21 protein-coding genes are annotated in these 18,873 nt (G+C 55.6%); 12 read left to right on the top strand and 9 right to left on the bottom strand.

Annotation, left to right across the window (positions count from 1 at the left end; all coding sequences use genetic code 11):
* The first annotated feature begins 1 nt into the window (after nucleotide 1).
* On the top strand, nucleotides 2-133 hold the full coding sequence (locus B2Z72_RS02860) for an integrase core domain-containing protein (protein WP_414716698.1): 132 nt from the start codon (nucleotides 2-4) through the stop codon (nucleotides 131-133).
* Between the two features lie 70 nt (nucleotides 134-203).
* Here B2Z72_RS02860 and B2Z72_RS02865 read toward each other — a convergent pair whose 3' ends face one another.
* On the bottom strand, nucleotides 204-677 hold the full coding sequence (locus tag B2Z72_RS02865; protein WP_297004111.1) for a hypothetical protein: 474 nt from the start codon (nucleotides 675-677) through the stop codon (nucleotides 204-206).
* 182 nt (nucleotides 678-859) lie between these two features.
* Between B2Z72_RS02865 and B2Z72_RS02870 the strand changes: the two genes are divergently transcribed.
* Nucleotides 860-1,180: a DUF3392 domain-containing protein gene (locus tag B2Z72_RS02870; RefSeq protein WP_297004113.1), complete on the top strand. Its 321-nt coding sequence runs from the start codon at nucleotides 860-862 to the stop codon at nucleotides 1,178-1,180.
* Between the two features lie 551 nt (nucleotides 1,181-1,731).
* Entirely contained in the window at nucleotides 1,732-2,520 is a 789-nt protein-coding gene (locus B2Z72_RS02875) for a hypothetical protein (RefSeq protein WP_297004115.1), read from the top strand.
* On the opposite strand, the gene trmH is transcribed toward B2Z72_RS02875, so the two are convergent.
* Nucleotides 2,504-3,187 (bottom strand): tRNA (guanosine(18)-2'-O)-methyltransferase TrmH, encoded by a 684-nt coding sequence (gene trmH / locus B2Z72_RS02880; protein ID WP_297004117.1) that lies wholly within the window; start codon nucleotides 3,185-3,187, stop codon nucleotides 2,504-2,506. The genes B2Z72_RS02875 and trmH overlap by 17 nt on opposite strands.
* Before the next feature lie 134 nt (nucleotides 3,188-3,321).
* Between trmH and cysZ the strand changes: the two genes are divergently transcribed.
* Together cysZ and B2Z72_RS02890 are read left to right on the top strand one after the other, a co-directional pair.
* Nucleotides 3,322-4,068 carry a sulfate transporter CysZ gene (gene cysZ / locus B2Z72_RS02885; protein ID WP_297004119.1) on the top strand — a complete coding sequence of 249 codons (747 nt, stop codon included), beginning with the start codon at nucleotides 3,322-3,324 and terminating at the stop codon, nucleotides 4,066-4,068.
* Between the two features lie 34 nt (nucleotides 4,069-4,102).
* Entirely contained in the window at nucleotides 4,103-5,047 is a 945-nt protein-coding gene (locus tag B2Z72_RS02890) for a response regulator (protein WP_296983716.1), read from the top strand.
* 37 nt (nucleotides 5,048-5,084) lie between these two features.
* Here the strand turns inward: B2Z72_RS02890 and phoR are convergent, their stop codons facing one another.
* From phoR to B2Z72_RS02910, 4 genes are all read right to left on the bottom strand, one after another.
* Complete coding sequence (gene phoR / locus B2Z72_RS02895) at nucleotides 5,085-6,386, bottom strand: phosphate regulon sensor histidine kinase PhoR (protein WP_296983715.1); 1,302 nt, start codon at nucleotides 6,384-6,386, stop codon at nucleotides 5,085-5,087.
* A gap of 36 nt (nucleotides 6,387-6,422) precedes the next feature.
* Entirely contained in the window at nucleotides 6,423-7,121 is a 699-nt protein-coding gene (phoB, locus tag B2Z72_RS02900; protein WP_296983713.1) for a phosphate regulon transcriptional regulator PhoB, read from the bottom strand.
* 101 nt (nucleotides 7,122-7,222) lie between these two features.
* Nucleotides 7,223-8,122 carry a 4-hydroxybenzoate octaprenyltransferase gene (gene ubiA, locus B2Z72_RS02905; RefSeq protein WP_296983712.1) on the bottom strand — a complete coding sequence of 300 codons (900 nt, stop codon included), beginning with the start codon at nucleotides 8,120-8,122 and terminating at the stop codon, nucleotides 7,223-7,225.
* Nucleotides 8,123-8,136: 14 nt separating this feature from the next.
* Entirely contained in the window at nucleotides 8,137-8,682 is a 546-nt protein-coding gene (locus B2Z72_RS02910; RefSeq protein WP_296983710.1) for a chorismate--pyruvate lyase family protein, read from the bottom strand.
* 283 nt (nucleotides 8,683-8,965) lie between these two features.
* Here B2Z72_RS02910 and B2Z72_RS02915 point away from each other — a divergent pair, with 283 nt between their 5' ends.
* From B2Z72_RS02915 to B2Z72_RS02945, 7 genes are all read left to right on the top strand, one after another.
* Entirely contained in the window at nucleotides 8,966-9,130 is a 165-nt protein-coding gene (locus B2Z72_RS02915; RefSeq protein ID WP_296983708.1) for a rubredoxin, read from the top strand.
* 183 nt (nucleotides 9,131-9,313) lie between these two features.
* On the top strand, nucleotides 9,314-10,483 hold the full coding sequence (locus B2Z72_RS02920; protein ID WP_296983707.1) for an FAD-dependent oxidoreductase: 1,170 nt from the start codon (nucleotides 9,314-9,316) through the stop codon (nucleotides 10,481-10,483).
* 73 nt (nucleotides 10,484-10,556) lie between these two features.
* Nucleotides 10,557-10,829, top strand: coding sequence for an HU family DNA-binding protein (locus B2Z72_RS02925; protein WP_296983706.1), 273 nt, complete (start codon nucleotides 10,557-10,559; stop codon nucleotides 10,827-10,829).
* A gap of 14 nt (nucleotides 10,830-10,843) precedes the next feature.
* Complete coding sequence (locus B2Z72_RS02930; RefSeq protein WP_296983720.1) at nucleotides 10,844-11,401, top strand: DUF1415 domain-containing protein; 558 nt, start codon at nucleotides 10,844-10,846, stop codon at nucleotides 11,399-11,401.
* A gap of 26 nt (nucleotides 11,402-11,427) precedes the next feature.
* Complete coding sequence (locus B2Z72_RS02935) at nucleotides 11,428-11,802, top strand: SCP2 sterol-binding domain-containing protein (protein WP_296983705.1); 375 nt, start codon at nucleotides 11,428-11,430, stop codon at nucleotides 11,800-11,802.
* A gap of 50 nt (nucleotides 11,803-11,852) precedes the next feature.
* Complete coding sequence (locus tag B2Z72_RS02940; RefSeq protein WP_296983704.1) at nucleotides 11,853-13,130, top strand: dicarboxylate/amino acid:cation symporter; 1,278 nt, start codon at nucleotides 11,853-11,855, stop codon at nucleotides 13,128-13,130.
* Entirely contained in the window at nucleotides 13,130-13,903 is a 774-nt protein-coding gene (locus tag B2Z72_RS02945; RefSeq protein WP_296983703.1) for a hypothetical protein, read from the top strand. The genes B2Z72_RS02940 and B2Z72_RS02945 overlap by 1 nt, the downstream gene beginning before the upstream one ends.
* Before the next feature lie 99 nt (nucleotides 13,904-14,002).
* On the opposite strand, the gene B2Z72_RS02950 is transcribed toward B2Z72_RS02945, so the two are convergent.
* The 3 genes from B2Z72_RS02950 to B2Z72_RS02960 all read right to left on the bottom strand — a co-directional run bounded on the left by B2Z72_RS02950 (nucleotide 14,003) and on the right by B2Z72_RS02960 (nucleotide 18,729).
* Nucleotides 14,003-15,400 carry an HDOD domain-containing protein gene (locus B2Z72_RS02950; RefSeq protein ID WP_296983702.1) on the bottom strand — a complete coding sequence of 466 codons (1,398 nt, stop codon included), beginning with the start codon at nucleotides 15,398-15,400 and terminating at the stop codon, nucleotides 14,003-14,005.
* A gap of 312 nt (nucleotides 15,401-15,712) precedes the next feature.
* Complete coding sequence (recG, locus tag B2Z72_RS02955; protein ID WP_296983701.1) at nucleotides 15,713-17,809, bottom strand: ATP-dependent DNA helicase RecG; 2,097 nt, start codon at nucleotides 17,807-17,809, stop codon at nucleotides 15,713-15,715.
* 14 nt (nucleotides 17,810-17,823) lie between these two features.
* Nucleotides 17,824-18,729, bottom strand: coding sequence for a LysR substrate-binding domain-containing protein (locus B2Z72_RS02960; RefSeq protein WP_296983699.1), 906 nt, complete (start codon nucleotides 18,727-18,729; stop codon nucleotides 17,824-17,826).
* Nucleotides 18,730-18,873 lie beyond the last annotated feature (144 nt).

An 18,873-nucleotide genomic window follows, 5' to 3' on the forward strand; every position in this document is an offset into this window, starting at 1 on the left:
GATCCACAAATATCGGACCAGAAGCGACCTTGAGGCGGTACTGAAAGAAAGCATTGAGGCATACAATACGCTCAGGCCGCACCTTAGCCTCGGGATGAAACCCCCGGAAGAGGTGCACAAAAAAGCCAGTTGATCACTCAACTGGCTTCAATGAAAACCGTCAACGTATATCAGGACGGGTCACTGCGGCTCTGTTTACGGGCTCAGAAGTGCAGCGTCATTTCCAGCTGGTAGCCGTTGTCACCGGACTGGCTGACGGCATAGCGCATCTCGCCGGCTTCCGGTTCCCCCTGATACACATCCCAGGCAGTCATGGCGACCAGTTTCAGCAGATCGGCGGAATTGCGGGCACTGGCCTGTTCGCTGTCGACCACATAATGCCAGTTGGCTTCTTCCAGCCATTGGGCTGAGAAATCACTGTCTGTCTCTGCAGGTTCTGCCACACAGACTGAAAACGGGCTCATGAAGGCAAAACAGGCAGCACAGGGACGCAGCCAGCGTTGCTGGCGTAAGGTTCTGGCCAGCGTCCTGTCATCCAGATAGCCCAGCGCGATCAGCGCCTGCCCCAGAGGCTGTGGCTGTTCCGCCTGCAGGCTGAGTGCTTCCTGTAACTGAGTTTCCGTAATGGCTTTGCGGCGCAGCAGGAGCTGACCAAGCTGATGCGGTAACTTATCCACAGAACCCTCCTTGTCGGATGATGTAAGAAACGGATTGATTATCTGGCTGAACGTACTGTTCCAGAATGGCAGAAGCTGAACAAAAAACCACCGGTTTGAGTTAACACTTGGTTTCCATTCGTAACCACTATGGCGGCAGACTGACAGAGTGGCTAATCTTTTCGCCTGAGAAGGAGGAAGCTATGAGTTTGGTAAACACGGTGGCCGGTTACGTCAGGCCACACACGGATGATATTGCGCTGGCACTGATTGCAACGCTGCTGGTGATTTTCGGCGATACCATCAATGATCTGCTGCGTAAAATGGTGCGTGGCCAGCCGGTCTGGCTCAGAGTGGGCGCTTTTATTGCGCTCTGTACCTTTGGTTACGGGGCGTTATCTGTGTGGCTGACACCTATGCTCGACCATTATCTGCGCACGCTGTCGTCCGGTATGTTTCTGCTGTTGGTTGGCGGTGCATTTATTCTGGTGGGGGTACTGGCGGAACGTTATCACAGCCGCTGATGACCATGCCGGAGAATGGGCTGAACTGAAATAAGGGAATAACAGAATCCTGAAGATGGCTGCATCCGGACCGGAACGATAAGGAAGCAGATTTTCCGGTGCCACAAAAAAATCGGGCGGCCAGGACATCCTGTCCTGGCCGCCACAGCACCCTAGCGCCTTCCTGGCTATCTAGATTTCGGTCATCCCTGCCGCATCCTTTGCGGTGGTAAGTCCTTTTCAGTCGTCCTGACTGGTCAATTCATCCATGATGGCAATCCGTGCCTGTATCATCCTGATCACTGCGATCCGTGCAGTGCGTCCCTCCGTGTGGAATTAAAGATAGCAGAATCGCGCAATACGGGGCGCTGAAGTTTCCTATACTGAGACTATCGCCTGATGCTTATTAAAAATAAGTCATTTAAAATCAATGACTTATAAATAATCTCAGCGTAGTTTTCCTAATGGCATAGGTTGATTTACCTAAATATCCCACCCGTTTGTGAGATATATCGCACACGGAAGAGGGGTTTTTTCCTAAAGCTCTGGATTAGTCCAAACGTACCAGATTTATGACTGACATTATTACTCCGCCAAATGGGCTGGTTTTTCTGACTTTTTCCGACGAAATTGTCCCGTTACTGAAGCGTGGGCTGATACCTTTGTCAGCTCCTGAGCACAGTGATCTGCCGGGCTATGAGGTCGAGACCGGCCCGCAGCTGGCAGCCGTCAGCGAGGAGGATTATCAGCGCCATATGCAGGCGGAATATCAGCGCCTGCCCGCCAATCTGCAGGGGCTGTTAACCTTTGATGCCTTCCTGACGCAGGCACAGGGTAAGCGTGCGCTGATTGAGCAGGCCATGGTGGATAAGCAGCGCGCCCAGGCGCAGTTGCAGCAGGGACAACCACAGGATTGGCTGTGGCGCGAAGGTTACAGCGATGCCAGTTGTGCGCTGGCCTGGAGTCAGGCCGGTTATGGTTCGGTGTGGCTGGGGATAGATGTTCAGCAGTGGCCTCAGGCTGAGTTTCATGCGGTACGCTATGAATCACATTGGCCGCTGACGTTTCCGGAGCGTCTGCAATTTGATGCGCCGCAGCGTTCGCCGCTGGCGCAGCAGCGCCTGATTCTGCCGCGTGCGGAGGTGGATAAAACCATTCAGGTCGGTGGGCAGACGCAATGGCTGTTGTATCTGCCGCCGAAGGCCATCCGTCTGGTATTGCTTGGCGGGCGGATCAGCCCGCGGCTGAAAAGTGCTCTGCTGAGTCTGCTCAGTCAGGACTTCCGCTATCAGCGTATTGAGCGCGCGCAGATGACATTGTCTGCGCGAACAGCAGCCTGGCAGTTCAGCCGCGTCCGTTGATCATATTGGAAAAGCCCTGAGGATCGGCCAGTTCGCCGTCTTCACCCAGTGCCGGGTAGGGCAGTCCGCGCTCCTGACAGAAGGCGGTGATCTGTGGCTGACACCATTCAAACAGCAGACGCTCATATTCTTCATCGCTGATACGGCGTTCTTTGTACATGCCCGCCAGTTCCCGCTGACGCGCCGCCTCACTCAGGATCAGTGCACCGGCAACGGATACATTGAACGACTGTGTCATGCCCAGCATAGGAATAATCAGGTGTTCGTCACAGGCTTCGGCTGCTTCATCAGATACACCTTCACGCTCGGCACCGAGCAGCAGCGCCGTAGGCTGAGTGAAATCATAAGTGCGGTAATCAATGGCCCGGTCGGTAAAATGCGCGGCACAGACTTTAAAGCCCTCGGCCTGCAGATCGCTGATGGCGTCGGTGATGGTGTCATGGGTGACGACGTCCACCCAGGTGCCGGCTCCGGCGGCCTGATTGCGGGAAATATGGTAAGTGTTGCCTTCCCACACACAATGTACTTTGGGAATTGCAAAGGCGTCCGCACTGCGGACAATAGCCGACAGGTTGCGGTCTTTCTGAACTTCATCGGTGAGTACGGTCAGATCAGGCTGGCGCAGGTTGAGTGTGCGCTGAATTTTTTCGAGACGGTCGGGCGTCACGGGCAGTTTTCTCTGTATGGCTCGTCTGAACAGGAGTATCGTGTGTCCGGGCTCATCAGCCCGGCGCGCGGCATTGTATAGCTAACCGGGGTGGATGTCTGGTCAGCGGCAGATAAAGTAAGGACAGAAGTAAGATGAAAGGTAATCCCCTCATTGGTATGCAGTATCTCGGGCGCGGTTTTTCAGCTCTGAAAGCCCCGGGGCTGCGGCGTTATGTGGTTCTGCCACTGCTGATGAACATTATTATTATGAGTGCCGCCACCTGGTGGGGCGGAAGTAAAATCAGCAGCTGGATTGATCAGCTGGTGGGCTGGTTGCCGGGCTGGCTGGAATGGCTTTACTGGTTGCTGATGCCTCTGGCACTGCTGACCATGCTGTTTGTTATGGCCTATCTGTTTTCCACTGTGCTGGTCACCCTGGCCAGTCCGTTTAACGGTCTGCTCAGTGAGGGGGTGGAACGTCAGCAGGGCAATGTTCTGCCGGAAGAATCCCTGTGGTCCATTACCAAACGCACCTTTGCCCGGGAGCTGACCAAGCTCGGCTACCTGTTGCCGCGCTACCTGGTGCTGGTGATTCTCAGCTTTGTGCCAGTGGTGAATCTGGCCAGTCCGTTCCTGTGGTTCTGGTTCGGCAGCTGGGTTGTGGCCCTGCAGTATGTCGATTATTCCTTCGATAATAACGGCCGGGATTTCCGTGAAGTACGTAAGATTCTCGCCAGAGACAGTTTTACCGCGCTCGGCTTTGGCATGCTGGTGGCGGGTCTGATGATGATCCCGGTGGTGAACTGGTTTGTGATGCCAGCGGCGGTGATCGGCGCCACCCTGATGCGTTGTGAGCGTCTGCCGCTGACGCTGGAGGGCAATCCGTCACGGGTGAACTAAGCTGAATGCGAAGGCAGACAATAAAGGCTGGAGCATGGCGGTTCTGAATATCCTGGTGGTGGATGACGCAGCGTTCATCCGCGACCTTGTTAAGAAGGCGGTGCGGGATACCTATCCCGGCTGTCAGTTACACGAAGCCACGGATGGCGGCAAAGCCATCAGCATTATGAAAGCCAATAAAGTGGATCTGGTGCTGTGTGACTGGGAGATGCCCGAAGTATCAGGTCTTGAAGTACTGGAATGGATGCGCAGTGATGAGCGTTATAAGCCGGTGCCATTTATGATGATCACCAGTCGTGGCGAGCGTGATCACGTGCTGAAAGCGGTGCAGTCCGGTGTGTCTGAGTACATCGGCAAACCTTTCACCCGCGATAACTTTGTCGCCAAGCTCACTAAGCTGGTGTGGAAACACCTGAAAGTGAAGCCTGATCAGAAAGCGGTGGCTAATCCCGCGACCGCTGATTCCGCCAGCCTGCTCGGCGCTAAACCAGCATCATCTCCCGCCAGCCCGGTGAAAGGGGCAGACCTTGGCGGTGCATCGGTATTGATGGGTAACGCCGCACCTGCGCAGAAGGCAGAAGCAAAACCGGCATCGGATTCAGCTTCTCTGCTGACCGGAGGTTCTGCAAAAGCGGAAGATAAAGCGCCGGCGAAGGCCGCAGCCCGGGCGCGCGGGCTGGCCAATGTGCGTTTTGGTAACGGCGGCACTGTAAAGCTGGTGATCAAGGACATCAGTCTGCAGGAGCTGATTGGCGTATTCCGCCGCGAAGGTGATTTACCGGCACTGCTGGAGCAGGCGGTGCTGGATATTGTCGATCAGGAAAATGGTGAGGTCGCGCGGATTAACGGTTATGTGCGCATGATGCAGGCACAGGAGCCGCATCCGGATGCCAGTACCATTCAGATGATCATCCGCTACGTGGATGATGATCCGGAAAAGCTCGCCACACTGTCGCGCTTTATCGCTAAAGTGCGCTGAACAGGTTAAGACTCGCAGCAACCGGCATGGGCGTGCACTAGGAGGCCAGTTCGGTAATCACGCTCTGGGCATTGAAGTGGCAGCAGAAGCAGCTGCCCTTGCCGGGTGTACTCTCTATGTACAGCTCACCGTCATGGCGCAGCAGCACATGCTTAACGATGGCCAGACCGAGTCCGGTACCGCCGGTTTCTTTACTGCGGCTCGGATCAGCACGGTAAAAGCGTTCAGTCAGCCGCGGGATATGATGGTCGGCAATACCGACCCCGTCGTCTTTTACGCAGAACTCCGCGCGGCCTTCTCTTTCCCGCCAGATTAATTCGATATGCCCGCCATCCGGGGTGTATTTCACCGCGTTGAATGCCAGATTGGAAAAGGCACTGCGCAGTTCGTCTGTGTAGCCCAGCAGTGCAACCGGCCCTTCTGTGGATAAGGTGATGGTGTGCCCGCGTCCCTGACTCAGTGCCCGGGCATCGGCCGCTATCTGTTCTAACAAAGGTTGGATCTGTACCTGCGCCGGGTGTTCTTTGGCGCTGGTTTCCAGCCGTGACAGGGTCAGCAGGTCCTTGATAATGGCTTCCATGCGCAGGCTCTGGCTGCCCATCTGTTTGAGCATGCGCTGCCAGCGTTCCGGCAGAATGTCTGAGTTCATGTCCATGGTTTCGATATAACCGGCCAGCACCGTCAGCGGTGTGCGCAGTTCATGGCTGACGTTGGCGACGAAATCTTTGCGCATCTGTTCCAGCTGCTTCAGTCGGGTGACATCGTGTACCAGCATCAGGCGGTCGCGGCGGCCAAACTGAGTGATGTTGAACTGCAGGTGGATATGTTTGTTGACCGGCGAGGCCATGGTCAGCGGGTCGCTGTAGTCGGCCTGATCAAAATAGGCTTTAAAAGATGGATCACGGATCAGGTTGGTGATCGGCTGGCCCACGTCGACCGGTGATTTCAGACCAAGAAAGCGCTGTGCCGCCTGGTTCCACCATTCCAGATTGCCATGGCTGTCGACCATCAGCACAGCGTCCTGCAGTGCGGCGGTGGAATCCTGAATACGGTTGATGATGGCCTGCAACTTCTGCTGATGTTTGAGGCTGCGGTTCTGCAGGCGGCGGGTTTCTGCAAACACACTGCCCCAGATACCGTAACTGGATGGCAGGCTGTCAATCTGACCAGAGGCCAGCCAGCGGTAAAGCCGTGACAGTTGCAGCATATTCCAGCCGATATAACAGACCAGAACCGCAACAACGCTCCAGCCATGGAGGCCTGTGAAGTAATCCAGGGCAAAGGTGATGATCAGCAGTAAGCTGATACGGCGCAGCTCCCTGCGCCAGACCGGGGTCATATCAGGTCCTTAAGGGTCCGGCTCATCATTGAGCCATCAGGAAGCTTTGGTAGAAAAACGATAGCCGGTGCCGCGAACGGTCTGAATCAGATGCTCGTGCGCTTTACCCAATGCTTTACGCAGACGGCGGATGTGTACATCCACGGTACGTTCTTCCACGTACACGTTGCCGCCCCATACCTGATCCAGCAGCTGCGCGCGGGAATAAGCGCGTTCCTGATGGGTCATAAAGAATTGCAGCAGACGGTATTCCGTCGGGCCTATTTCAACCGGTTTGCTGTTGGAGGTCACCCGGTGGCACACCGGATCCAGCATCAGGCCACTGACTTCAATCGGTTCTTCCACGCCCTGCGGTGTTGCCCGGCGCAGCACGGCTTTCAGGCGTGCTACCAGTTCGCGTGGAGAAAATGGTTTGGTGATGTAGTCGTCGGCGCCGGCTTCCAGCCCCTGGACTTTATTGTCTTCCTCACCTTTGGCGGTGAGCATGATGATCGGCATTTCCGCTGTCATGTCATCGCGTTTCAGGCGACGGGCGAATTCCACACCACTGGTGCCCGGTAACATCCAGTCGAGCAGTACCATATCGGGCTTGTGATCCACGATATGGGAGTGTGCTTCCTGTACGCTGGCGGCTTCCAGGCACTCGTAGCCTGCCATTTCCAGCGCCACGGCGATCATTTCTCGAATCGGTGCTTCGTCATCGACGATTAACACCCTTTTGCCTGCTTTTGTCATAGTCGTCACGTAAGTGTCATATACCCTTATTGCGCAGGTATTACACTGGTGCAATGTTACAACGATGTGACAGTGGCAGTATTAGAGGAACTTTTACGGGTTTATACCGACGCCTGAGTCAGCCAGTAGTGTGCTGCAATACCCAGCCAGATGATCAGGCCGAACCAGTAACTGCGCAGGAATTCGGTAAAGCAGGGCTCCCGTTCACGCGAGCGGATGGCCCAGAGTTGCCAGATAAAGAATACGGCGCCGGCGGCAACGGCAGCATAATACGGCCAGCCCAACAGCAGCTGACTGCCTGCTGCCAGCAGGCAGAACAGCGTGACGGCCTGCAGGATGCCGATCATCACAATATCAAGATCACCGAACAGTACCGCGGTGGATTTGATCCCCACGTTGACATCATCGTCGCGGTCGACCATGGCATACATGGTGTCGTACGCCACGGTCCACGACAGGTTGGCGATATAAAGCAGCCAGGCAACTTCCGGTACGTTACCGGTCTGTGCGGCGAAGGCCATCGGAATACAGCAGGAGTAGGCGGCGCCGAGAAAAACCTGCGGCAGATGGGTGTAGCGCTTCATGAACGGATAAAGCGAGGCCAGCCCCAGGGCAGCGAATGACAGCATCACCGTCAGCTTGTTGGTCAGCAGTACCAGCAGAAATGCGGCGAACACCAGTACGGCAAAACCGGTCAGCGCCTGGCGGGAAGAAATACGGCCGGTGGCCATTGGCCGTTGCGCGGTGCGCTTAACAAAGCCATCGACTTTGCGGTCGGCAAAGTCATTGATGATGCAGCCGGCGGAGCGCATCAGGAATACACCGACGACAAAAATCACCAGCAGATGCAGATCCGGCATGCCTTCTGCGGCAATCCACAGTGCCCACAGGGTGGGACCAAGCAGCAGGTAGGAGCCAATAGGGCGGTTAAAACGGGTGATGGCGATCCAGTCCTGCCATTGCGGCCAGTGGCGGTTCAGCAGTTCAGTCAACGCAGTCATGCACAGTGTTCCGGTCAGATGAATTCCAGCAGATGCTCAGAGAAGGCTTCAGTTACCAGCAGAGGTTTGCCTTTCAGTCTGAACAGCGAATAGCGCGCCCATTGTAACCCCAGACGGTTTTTTCTGCAGTGGCTGACCTTAAGCGGCGTGCGTTCAAGCGACGGCTGCCGGAACAGGTAGCTGCCCAGCGACTGTTCACCCAGATACTGCAGGCGGCGTTCACTGCCGGTCAGGGTCGACAGCGGCACCGCAGTGCGGGCATAGACCAGAGGTTTGTCGCCCAGACGCAGAACCACTTCACGGACCCAGACCTTCTGCTGCTGGCCAAGCCTGAGTTGCTGACGCTCAACTGGGGTTGGCGTGGTGCGGTATTCGCGCAGCAGCTGCACATTGAATGTGCCCGGCTGCAGACCAGACAAGCGGGCCGTCAGAGATCCTTCGTCCAGCAGCCAGTCGCGCCAAAGGGGTGTCAGCAGAAAGGGCGGATAGCGGTGGCGCACTGACCAAGAGGCTGACAGCGGGAACAGCAGGGGAGCGATGGCCAGTTGATCCTGATACATAGAAAACACAGACTCTTTAACGGCCGGAAGCCCGTCAGCGACTCAACCGGGTGATGAAAACGGCTTCCGGTACAGGCGCGGGCCCGGATAAATATAAGAAAATCAAAGGCGCGAGGATGCGTGAAATTGCTGCGGGGGGCAAGGTCAGCCGCAGTAACAGTCCTGTGCGCCGGCCAATTGCCCGCAAAAGACCGTTGATTTTACCGGCCCTGCTGGTACTTTACCGCCACTCAGCCCGTTCTGTGGGCTCCTTATTTTCACCGGATTTTGAGCAGGAATAACAATGAAAAAGTGGCAATGTGTTGTCTGTGGCTGGATTTATGATGAAGAAGCCGGCGCCCCGGAAGAAGGTATTGCACCGGGTACGCGCTGGGAAGATATCCCGGACGACTTCATCTGCCCGGATTGCGGTGTGGGCAAAGACGATTTCGAAATGATCGAAATCTGAGCCTTATCAGCGTCGTTTTCTGTGTGCCGCATCGGCGGCAGCACGGGAACGGCGCTGTTCTTCTTTTCGTTCATGCCGGTTTATGCGCACGCTGCTGTGGCTGGCCGGTCACTGAGCACTCTCTGACACGCTCTCAGCGCAGCAATCACTACAGAGCACTACAGAGCACTACAGGACACAACAATGACAACACAGGCATCTTCCAATGCTGATCCCATTATTGTGATCGGCGCAGGTCTGGCCGGATATAACCTGGTTAAAGAACTGCGCAAGCTGGGCTGTGACCAACCCATTCAGATTATCTGTGCCGACGACGGCCGCAATTACTCCAAGCCGATGCTGTCCACCGGCTTCAGCAAGAATAAAAGCGCCGATGAACTGGCCATGGCCAGCGCTGCCGATATGGCTGAGCAGCTCAATATCGTGGTGCGTAACAACACCCGCGTGACCGGCATTGATACCGATGCCCACCGCATTTTTATCGGTCAGGAGCCGGTGGCATACAGCAAGCTTGTGCTGGCCTGGGGAGCGGGAGTAATAGAGCCTCGCCTGGCTGGTGATGGCGGTGAGCGTATTTTCTCCATCAATGATCTGCAGGACTACAGCCGCTTCCGTGCTGCCGCCGAAGGCAAAAAGAAGGTGGTGGTTATGGGCGCAGGCCTGATCGGGATGGAATACGCCAACGATCTGGCTGCCGGTGGTTTCGACATTGATGTGGTGGCGCCGGGCGATCAGGCATTGCCGGCACTGCTGCCGAAAACCGCAGCGGATGCTGTGCAGAACAGCCTTGAGCAACTGGGCGTGCGTTTTCACATCGGCCCGGTGGTCAGCCGGGTGGATAACGCCGGTGACGGCGTTCAGGTTACCCTGAGCAATGGTGAAGTGATTGCCGCGGATCTGGTGGTGTCAGCCATTGGTCTGCGTCCGCGCCTGGATCTGGCGGTGAAAGCCGGTCTTAAGGTCAATCGAGGGGTGGTCACTGACCGCCAGCTGCAGACTTCCGCCGCTGATGTGTATGCGCTGGGCGACTGTGCGGAAGTCTGTGGTCATGTGCTGCTGTACGTGATGCCTTTGATGACCTGCTCCCGGGCGCTGGCGAAGACGCTCAATGGTACGCCCACAGAGGTTGTATTCGGTGCCATGCCAGTGACCGTAAAAACACCGGCACTGCCCGTAGTTGTGGCAGTTCCTGCCGATGAAAATGCGGGTTCGTGGCAGATTGAGTCCGATGGCAACGACGTTCAGGCAGAATTTCGCGCCGAAAACGGCGAATTGCTGGGCTATGCTTTGACCGGAGCCAGGGTTATGAATAAAGTAGCACTCAACAAGGCGTTGCCTGCCATCATGCCCTGAGCAACCCGTATATTGTTACTACATCCCCCGCGGAACCGGGGGCAATATCACAATCCAATAAGGATAATTTTCCATGCGTAAACCAGAACTGGCTGCGGCCATTGCTGAAAAAGCAGACCTGAGCAAAGAAAAAGCTGCAGAAGTGATCACTGCGATCACTGACCAGATCGCCAAAGCACTGAGCGAAGGTGATTCCGTAAGCCTGATCGGCTTCGGTACCTTTGAAGTTCGTAACCGTGCAGAGCGTCAGGGCAAAAACCCACAGACTGGTGAACCAATCACCATCGCAGCTGCAAAAGTACCAGCTTTCAAAGCCGGTAAAGCTCTGAAAGAGACAGTACAATAAGTACGCCTGAGCTGCTGACCCGAGAGTGGGTCACTCAGCTCGTCGTTGGCGAAGGGCTCTGTCCCTTCGCTCACCCCGTTTTACAGAACCTTCGTATTGATGTCAGTGACAGTTCCGATGCGGAACAGGTCACCATGGAATTTATGGCTCTGCTGAGTGAAGTGGCAGAGGCTGATCCGGCACAGATCCCCACTGCCTTGTTTGTTATTCCCAATCAGTTTGCCCACTTTGACGATTACTGGAACTGGTCGTTAATCTGCGACAACCTGCTGGTGCAGATGGGTTATGAAGGCCTGTTACAGCTGGCAACCTTTCATCCGCATTACCTGTTCGAAGGTGAGGATGAAGACGACATGAGCCATTTTACCAACCGTTCGCCGTACCCCATGCTGCACATTATCCGTGAAGCGGATATTGAAGCCGCGCTGGCGAGTGTGGCCCAGCCAGAGAAAATCCCGGAACGTAACCGCCGCCATATGCGCCGCTTAGGAAAAGAAGGTCTTTTGAAAAAGATGCCCATTCTGGCACAATCGCGCCTCTTTCAGGACGACCCGAACACCCAGGAGTCCTGATCCTGTCCGTAAACCGAGGATTACGCATGTTTAAGTTCCGTATGCTGCTGTGGGCTCTGTCCCTGATCATGAAAAAAGCAGCGAAGAAAAACCCTGATTTCCGCAAGCAGCTGGAAGGCAAGAATTTTGCTTTTCAGTTACAGACAGCTGATGGTGGTATTGCCCGACAGTTCACTGTGTCCGACAATGCCATCAGCAGTAAAGGCCGAGCTCATAAAGATCCGGCGTTTACCATTAGCTTTAAAGACGCCGATACCGGTCTGAATATTCTGACGTCGAAAGACAAGAATGCCTTTATGAAAGGTATTCAGGACAAAGACATCACCATTGATGGCGACCTGTCGCTGGTGATGTGGTTCCAGAGTGTCAGCAAGTATCTGAAGCCACGCAAGAAAAAATAACGCCGGGACTTTCTGCCGTCGCAGTGAGGTCCGGACGACAGGAAGCCCCTATGAATTTAACAGGTAAAATCCTGATCGCGATGATTGCGGCGGTTGTGCTGGGCAGTATTACCCAGCAGCTGCTGCAGAATCCGGACCTCAATTCCACACTGCACTATGTGCTCAATGATCTGCTCAGTCAGGGGCTTTTCCTGCTGGGTGGCAAGCTCTTCGTCGCCAGTCTCAAGGTGCTGGTGGTGCCTCTGGTGTTTGTTTCTCTGGTATGCGGCGTCTGCCATCTGCGCGATCAGAGTTCACTGGGCTGGCTCAGTGGCAAAACCATTGCCCTCTATCTGATCACCACGGGTGTCGCGATCAGTCTGGCACTGCTGTTAGCAACCCTGTTCCGTCCTGGTGAAGGCGTTAACATGGCGCTGGATGCCGAATTCAAACCGCCGGTGGCGATGCCGCTGATCGACGTACTGGTGAATATCTTCCCGACCAATCCAATCGCCGCCATGGCCCAGGGCAATATGCTGCAGGTGATTGTTTTCGCCCTGCTGATCGGTGTTGCCATTGGTCGCAGTGGCGATCATGGCGAACGCATCGGTGCGCACTTCAATGACTGGAACGAAGTACTGATGAAGCTGGTGACCATGCTGATGCAATTCGCTCCTTACGGTGTGTTCTGTCTGCTGTTCACCCTGTTTGCCCAGCAGGGGATAGGTAAAGTCGGTGACCTGCTGGTGTACATGCTGACCGTTATTGGTGCGCTGCTGATTCATGGTTTCGTGGTCTATCCGCTGATTCTGAAAGGACTGTCCGGGCTGTCACCATGGATGTTCCTGCGCAAAATGCGTAACGCTCAGCTGTTTGCTTTCAGTACAGCATCCAGCACAGCGACTGTGCCGGTCACGCTGCGTACCGTAGAAGAGCGCATGGGTGTGAAAAACCGTGTGGCTTCTTTTGCGGTTCCTCTTGGTGCAACCATTAACATGGACGGCACGGCAATTATGCAGGGCGTGGCGACGGTATTCATCGCTCAGGCCTTCCAGCTGGATCTGTCGATGACGGACTATCTGCTGGTGATTATGACCGCTATGCTGGCGTCTATCGGTACCGCTGGTGTGCCGGGAGTGGGGCTGGTGACGCTGGCGCTGGTGCTGCAACAGGTTGGCCTGCCGCTGGAAGGTATCGCCCTGATCATTGGTGTCGACCGTATTCTCGATATGATGCGCACCGCGGTGAATATCACCGGTGACTCAATGGTGTCTGTGGTGGTGGCGAAAAGTGAGAACGCCATTGATCTGGACACCTTCAATAATCCAAAGGCTGGAGAACAGGCTTGATGTTACGCTCGTTATCTCTGTTGGCTGCGTTTGCAGCCTTCAGTGTGCAGGTACAGGCAATTGAAACGACTGACCTGCAGGTGCAGTCCGCAGCGGTCGGCGAAGAAGATTCTGCGATCGCTGAAGCGCAGCCCGATCCTGAGCTGCTGCAGGCGGAAAATATTGTGCGTATCTCAGGCCTCACCGGCCTCAGTGAACAGGCGCGCAATATTGCTCAGCAGGTGCTGAATGAACAGGCGGCGCCTATCGGCCAGCAGTTCGATGTGGTCGACCGTCTGGCGTCACAATGGGCGCCAACGGTACTGCAGCAGAATCTGATTTCTGTGCTGACGGCAAAGCTCAATAAAACCCAGCGTGACCGTCTGGAGCAGACCCTCGACAGCAATACCCTGAAAGATGTGCGCAGCAAAGAACTGCAGGCCATTGGTCAGCAGTCCGGGCCGGCTTACAACAGCTATATTCAGCGGCTGCGTGCTAACCCAGTAGGTGGCGCACGACTGGAGCTGATCCGTAAGCTGGATCAGGCGATGCAGTTTTCCGCATTGCTGAAAGCCACGCGTGAGCAGGTTTATCCCCAACTGGAAGCGGTTATCAGTGACTGGAAGCCACCACAGGACTGGCAGGCCGGACTTGAACAGGATGTGCTGGAATTCCTGTTTTACGTGCACCGTTCGACACCGAATAACGACCTGGAAAGAATCATTCAGCTCTACACCCGCCCGGAAATGCAGCTGTGGCTGTCCGGCGTGCGTAAACAGCTGGCGGCCGGATAAGATCTGACCGCCAATAAAAAAGCCGCATCTGCGGCTTTTTTATTGGGTGTTCTTTATGGCTGTCTTTTATGGTTGTTTTTTAAGGTTCAGAAACGCCCATTATTTGCCTTTCAGCATCTGCACCAGCTCACCCAGGTCGTCGAGGCGCGACAGAATATTCTGCGTCACTTCATCGACGGATTCCTGCGTCAGGCCGAGTGAATCCAGTACATAAAGTTCTGGTTTTTCCCGTGCCCCATCGCCAAAACCATTGCTTCTCAGGCTGCGTCCGGCAACGTACAGCAGGCGCGAAAATTCGCTGTGCTCACCTTCGAATTCCGGGTTGTGCTGCTGGCGTGTGGCGGTTACCAGTTCTTCCGGCATTTTCCATTGCTGGAGCAGACAGGCGGAAATCTGTTCGCGGGTCATGCCGAGCAGGTGGCGTTCGATATAGAAGCGGTTGATGTGCGGGTTCGCTTCGATATGACGATTCACCAGAGAGAACTGCGGCGGAAAAACGTGGCCGAGAATCAGGAAGCCAAAGTTGTGCAGCAGACCACACAGATAAGCCAGACCCTGAGACGGCCGGTAGCGCGCCGGCATCAGCCTGACCAGTTCAGAGCACAGCGTGGCGGTTACCACAGACTGTTGCCAGAAGGGGGCATAGCCGTGGGGGCCTTCTTTCGGCACCGACAGGGTACGGCCCAACGACAGGCCTAAGGCCAGGTTAATCACCAGATCGAAGCCCAGTACACGCAGCACCGCATCTTCGACGTTTTTAATTTCACCGCGCACGCCGTAATACGGCGAACGTGCCCAGCTGACCACCTGCGCTGACATGGCCGGATCGAGTTCAACGACTTCTGCCAGTGACTGGGTATCGGCGTTAGGGTCGACCCGCAGTTCGATAATGCGGCGTGCGGTTTCCGGCAGTGGTGGCAGATCCAGCGTTTCAGCCAGACGCTGCTGAATGCGCAGCGGGGTAAACTGGCGGATCGCGGCATTCACGTCCTCCAGATCCTGCTGCTCATCGTTGTAGTGCACATCGGTCAGCAGCGGCGCGGTGTAATTACCGGTGCGCGAACTGCTGATCAGATGACGGAACTGTTCCGTCGGGATCTTGATCCAGGTGTTGTCTTCGCCGGTGACGATAAAGAGCTCTTTTTCATTGAGCAGATTACTGTCGATCAGGCTGTCGATCTGAGTGACCTGAGGCAGAGCCGGAAATTCGGACAATCCGTGTTTGTTTTTCAGACGGGTCAGTTCATCCGCAGACAGGGCCGTAAATTGCCGTCCCAGCTGATGTGCCAGCTGGTTAAGATCAAGAATACGGTTACCCGGTATAACAACCTGAACCTTTCCGTGGTCGTCTTTCAGAAAGATCACGTTGGCGACCCGGGCTGAATACGAAGCCGGAGGGTTGCTCTGCATAAGTCTGAACATATCCTCATCATCGGGAACGGAGTAGCGGATTTTCCAGTCATCCAGAACTTTCATTACGCTAGCTGGGATGGCCATAACAATTCCAATTTGAGCGTTACTGTGTCGTTTAAATATAGACAAGCAAAGGCGGAGCGCCGGATTTTTTTGGGCAGAACACAGAGTGTTCTGCGACAAATGATAATTTGTTGTCTGATGTCAGCTTTTATCGGCCACTTTCGCCTTAGCTGGAGACTGAATCCGGTATAAGTTGCGTAACCTTTGGTTAATAAACGTTGGTCAGCAGCGGAAAATTTTACAATCCGCCCGGATGGATCTGATGGTTTTGTCCGGTGCGTTTGCTGGGTGGAAGGCGAGGGGATATTGCAGTTGGTCAGCCTGGCCTGTTCTTTACACCGATGCGAAGCGTTCGGCATCGCCCAGCCAGCGCTGGATCAGAGGTTCGACTGCCCGGGGGTGTTGGGTCCAGATCTGCTGAGCCATATCGCGTACCTGGGGCAGCAGATCGCCGTCACGCTGAAGGTCTGCCACGCGCAGCATCTGCAGACCGGTCTGGCGGGTGCCGAGCATTTCTCCGGGGCCGCGGATCTGCAGATCCTGTTCGGCAATATAGAAACCGTCCTGGCTGTCGCGCATCACCTGAATCCGTTGTTTGCTGACAAACGACAGCGGTGATTTATACAGCAGCACGCAATGGCTTTTGGCGGCTCCACGTCCCACCCGGCCACGCAGCTGATGCAACTGAGCAAGGCCCAGACGCTCGGGGTTTTCGATAATCATTAAGCTGGCGTTAGGCACATCAACACCCACCTCGATCACGGTGGTGGCGACCAGCAAATCCAGCTCGTGTGCTTTGAAGCGTGCCATAACATCGGCTTTTTCGGCGGCTTTCATGCGCCCGTGCACCAGACCAATACGCAGATGGGGCAGGGCTTCGGCCAGTTCCTGGGCGGTGTTTTCCGCGGCCTGACACTGCAGAGCCTCGCTTTCTTCAATTAAGGTACAGACCCAGTAAGCCTGCGCGCCTTCACCACCCTGCTCGACACTGGCGCAGGCGCTGTTTACCCGCTGAATCACTTCCGGGCGGCGCTGATCGGGAATCGCCACCGTGGTAATCGGACTGCGTCCGGGCGGTAACTCATCGATTACTGAAGTGTCGAGATCGGCGTAAGCGCTCATCGCCAGCGTGCGTGGAATCGGCGTGGCGGTCATGATCAGCTGATGCGGTTGCATGCCCTGCTGCTCGCCTTTTTCGCGCAGGGATAAACGCTGATGCACACCGAATCTGTGCTGCTCGTCGATGATGATCAGACCCAGCCGGGCGAACTGAACTTCATCCTGAAACAGCGCGTGGGTACCGACTACTAACTGAGCGTCACCACTGGCGATTTCGGCGAGGGATTTTTCCCGCGCTTTGCCTTTTACTTTACCGGCCAGCCAGCCCATGGATATGCCCAGTGGCTCAAACCAGCCGGATAAATTCTGCAGATGCTGTTCGGCGAGAATTTCCGTCGGGGCCATTAACGCCACCTGATAACCGGCTTCCAGTACGTCGCAGGCCGCCATCGCCGCTACCAGGGTTTTACCGGAGCCGACATCACCCTGTACTAATCTGAGCATGGGGTAGGGCTGCTGGATGTCTTTTTCGATTTCGCCGGTAACCCGCTGCTGCGCGCCTGTGGGTTTGAATGGCAGTTGCGCCAGTAACTTCTGCCGCAGTGTGCTGGCCGGTTTTATTGCCGGCGCCTGATCGGCCTGAACCTGAGCACGGATTTTAAACAGCGACAGCTGGTGGGCGAGTAACTCTTCGAGAATCAGCCGACGCTGTGCCGGGTGCTGACCGCTTTCCAGTAATTCCAGCCGCGTGTCGCGTGGTGGATTGTGCAGAAACAACAGGGCTTCTTTTAAGGTTGGTAAGCGCCATTGCTGCAGCCATTCCTGCGGCAGCATATCGGTTAAATCGACTTCGTTGTTGTGCAGATGTTCCAGCGCCTGCTCGTGTAATAAGCGCAGACGCTGCTGGCTGATGCCATCGGTGGCCGGATACACCGGCGTTAAGCTGGGCTCCAGCGGCAGGTCGAGGCCATCTTCAATGATCTGATATTCCGGGTGATAGAACTCCAGCCCGCTGGCGCCTCTTCTTGGTTCGCCATAAAGACGCACGGTGGCACCGGTACTGAACTGTTTTTTCTGCGCAGCATTGAAGTGATAAAAACGCAGATTCACCACGCCGGTGTGATCCTGCACTTTGACCAGCAGGCTGCGGCGTTTGCCGAACAGTACATTTGAGCCTTTGACCTCGCCCTGAATCACCACGGAGCGCATCGGCTGCACGCCGCCGATGGGAGTGACGCGGGAGCGGTCTTCATAACGGAAGGGCAGGTGAAAATACAGATCCGCCAGCGTGCGGATCTGCAGTTTTTCCAGCTGACCCGCGAGTTTGGGGCCAACGCCTTTCAGGTCAGTGAGCTGACTCAGCAGAGCCATGGCAATCTCTCAGCTCAACGTGGGGTGTCGAGCCGGCAGCGGCCAGCGGTTTCCAGCAGCAGGTCGATGGCCTGACCGCGGGGGAAGCTTGCCCGCCACGCCAGTGCCACGGTGCGGTGTGGCCCCGGCTGTTTAAACGGTTTGGTAGCGACCAGCGTCTGATCGAGATTACTCACCGCCGATTCCGGCAGCACAGTAATCCCCAGCCCGGTGGCCACCATGTGTTTCAGTGTTTCCAGTGAGCTGCCTTCCAGCACACTGCCTAAACGCGTGTGGTGCTTGCGCGTCAGCGCCGGACAGAACTCAAACACCTGATCGCGGAAGCAGTGACCTTCGCCCAGCATCAGCAGATCTTCATCGGCCAGCTGGTCGGCTTCAATTTCATCCTGTTTGGTCCAGGGGTGATTCTTCGGCAGCACCACAACAAAGTTTTCATCGTACAGCGGGCGGGTCAGTACGTCCGGCTCGGTAAACGGCAGGGCGACGATTATGGCATCCAGTTCACCGTCTCGCAGCTGACGGCGCAGTACGCCGGTGTAATTCTCTTCCAGATACAGCGGCATCGTCGGTGCCTGCTGATGAATCTGTGGCACCAGATGCGGGAACAGATATGGCCCGATGGTAAAAATCGCACCCAGTTTCATCGGTGAGCTGAGCTGATCCTTACCTGAATTGGCCAGCTCTTTGATGGTGCGGGCTTCTTCCAGTACACGCTGCGCCTGAGCGACGATACGTTCACCCAGAGGCGTAACAGACACTGAGCTCTTGCTGCGTTCAAAGATGGCAACGTCCAGCTCACCTTCGAGTTTTTTAATGGCCACACTCAGGGTTGGCTGGCTGACAAAACATTTCTCTGCCGCGCGGCCAAAATGGCGTTCCTGCGCCAGAGTGACGATGTACTTGAGTTCAGTAAGGGTCATAAACGCCTCGCTTATTGTCAGCCTGTATGATTTTCAGAGCTACGATTTAACATACCTATTGATGTTACCTTTATACAGGGGCTGGATAAAGACTGAAAGCCACGTAAGATGCGCATATTGGCTGAAGTCCTGATTTCCAACAAA

The sequence above is a fragment of the Thalassolituus sp. UBA6592 genome (assembly GCF_002433655.1).
Taxonomy (GTDB): Bacteria; Pseudomonadota; Gammaproteobacteria; order Pseudomonadales; family Oceanobacteraceae; genus Venatoribacter.

Coding starts and splice junctions, on each gene's coding strand:
- B2Z72_RS02945 (WP_296983703.1), top strand. CDS start 13,130: ATGTTACGCTCGTTATCTCTGTTGGCTGCGTTTGCAGCCTTCAGTGTG.
- B2Z72_RS02920 (WP_296983707.1), top strand. CDS start 9,314: ATGACAACACAGGCATCTTCCAATGCTGATCCCATTATTGTGATCGGC.
- B2Z72_RS02870 (WP_297004113.1), top strand. CDS start 860: ATGAGTTTGGTAAACACGGTGGCCGGTTACGTCAGGCCACACACGGAT.
- phoB (WP_296983713.1), bottom strand. CDS start 7,121: ATGACAAAAGCAGGCAAAAGGGTGTTAATCGTCGATGACGAAGCACCG.
- phoR (WP_296983715.1), bottom strand. CDS start 6,386: ATGACCCCGGTCTGGCGCAGGGAGCTGCGCCGTATCAGCTTACTGCTG.
- B2Z72_RS02910 (WP_296983710.1), bottom strand. CDS start 8,682: ATGTATCAGGATCAACTGGCCATCGCTCCCCTGCTGTTCCCGCTGTCA.
- B2Z72_RS02960 (WP_296983699.1), bottom strand. CDS start 18,729: ATGACCCTTACTGAACTCAAGTACATCGTCACTCTGGCGCAGGAACGC.
- B2Z72_RS02875 (WP_297004115.1), top strand. CDS start 1,732: ATGACTGACATTATTACTCCGCCAAATGGGCTGGTTTTTCTGACTTTT.
- B2Z72_RS02925 (WP_296983706.1), top strand. CDS start 10,557: ATGCGTAAACCAGAACTGGCTGCGGCCATTGCTGAAAAAGCAGACCTG.
- B2Z72_RS02935 (WP_296983705.1), top strand. CDS start 11,428: ATGTTTAAGTTCCGTATGCTGCTGTGGGCTCTGTCCCTGATCATGAAA.
- cysZ (WP_297004119.1), top strand. CDS start 3,322: ATGAAAGGTAATCCCCTCATTGGTATGCAGTATCTCGGGCGCGGTTTT.
- recG (WP_296983701.1), bottom strand. CDS start 17,809: ATGGCTCTGCTGAGTCAGCTCACTGACCTGAAAGGCGTTGGCCCCAAA.
- B2Z72_RS02915 (WP_296983708.1), top strand. CDS start 8,966: ATGAAAAAGTGGCAATGTGTTGTCTGTGGCTGGATTTATGATGAAGAA.
- B2Z72_RS02940 (WP_296983704.1), top strand. CDS start 11,853: ATGAATTTAACAGGTAAAATCCTGATCGCGATGATTGCGGCGGTTGTG.
- B2Z72_RS02890 (WP_296983716.1), top strand. CDS start 4,103: ATGGCGGTTCTGAATATCCTGGTGGTGGATGACGCAGCGTTCATCCGC.
- ubiA (WP_296983712.1), bottom strand. CDS start 8,122: ATGACTGCGTTGACTGAACTGCTGAACCGCCACTGGCCGCAATGGCAG.
- B2Z72_RS02950 (WP_296983702.1), bottom strand. CDS start 15,400: ATGGCCATCCCAGCTAGCGTAATGAAAGTTCTGGATGACTGGAAAATC.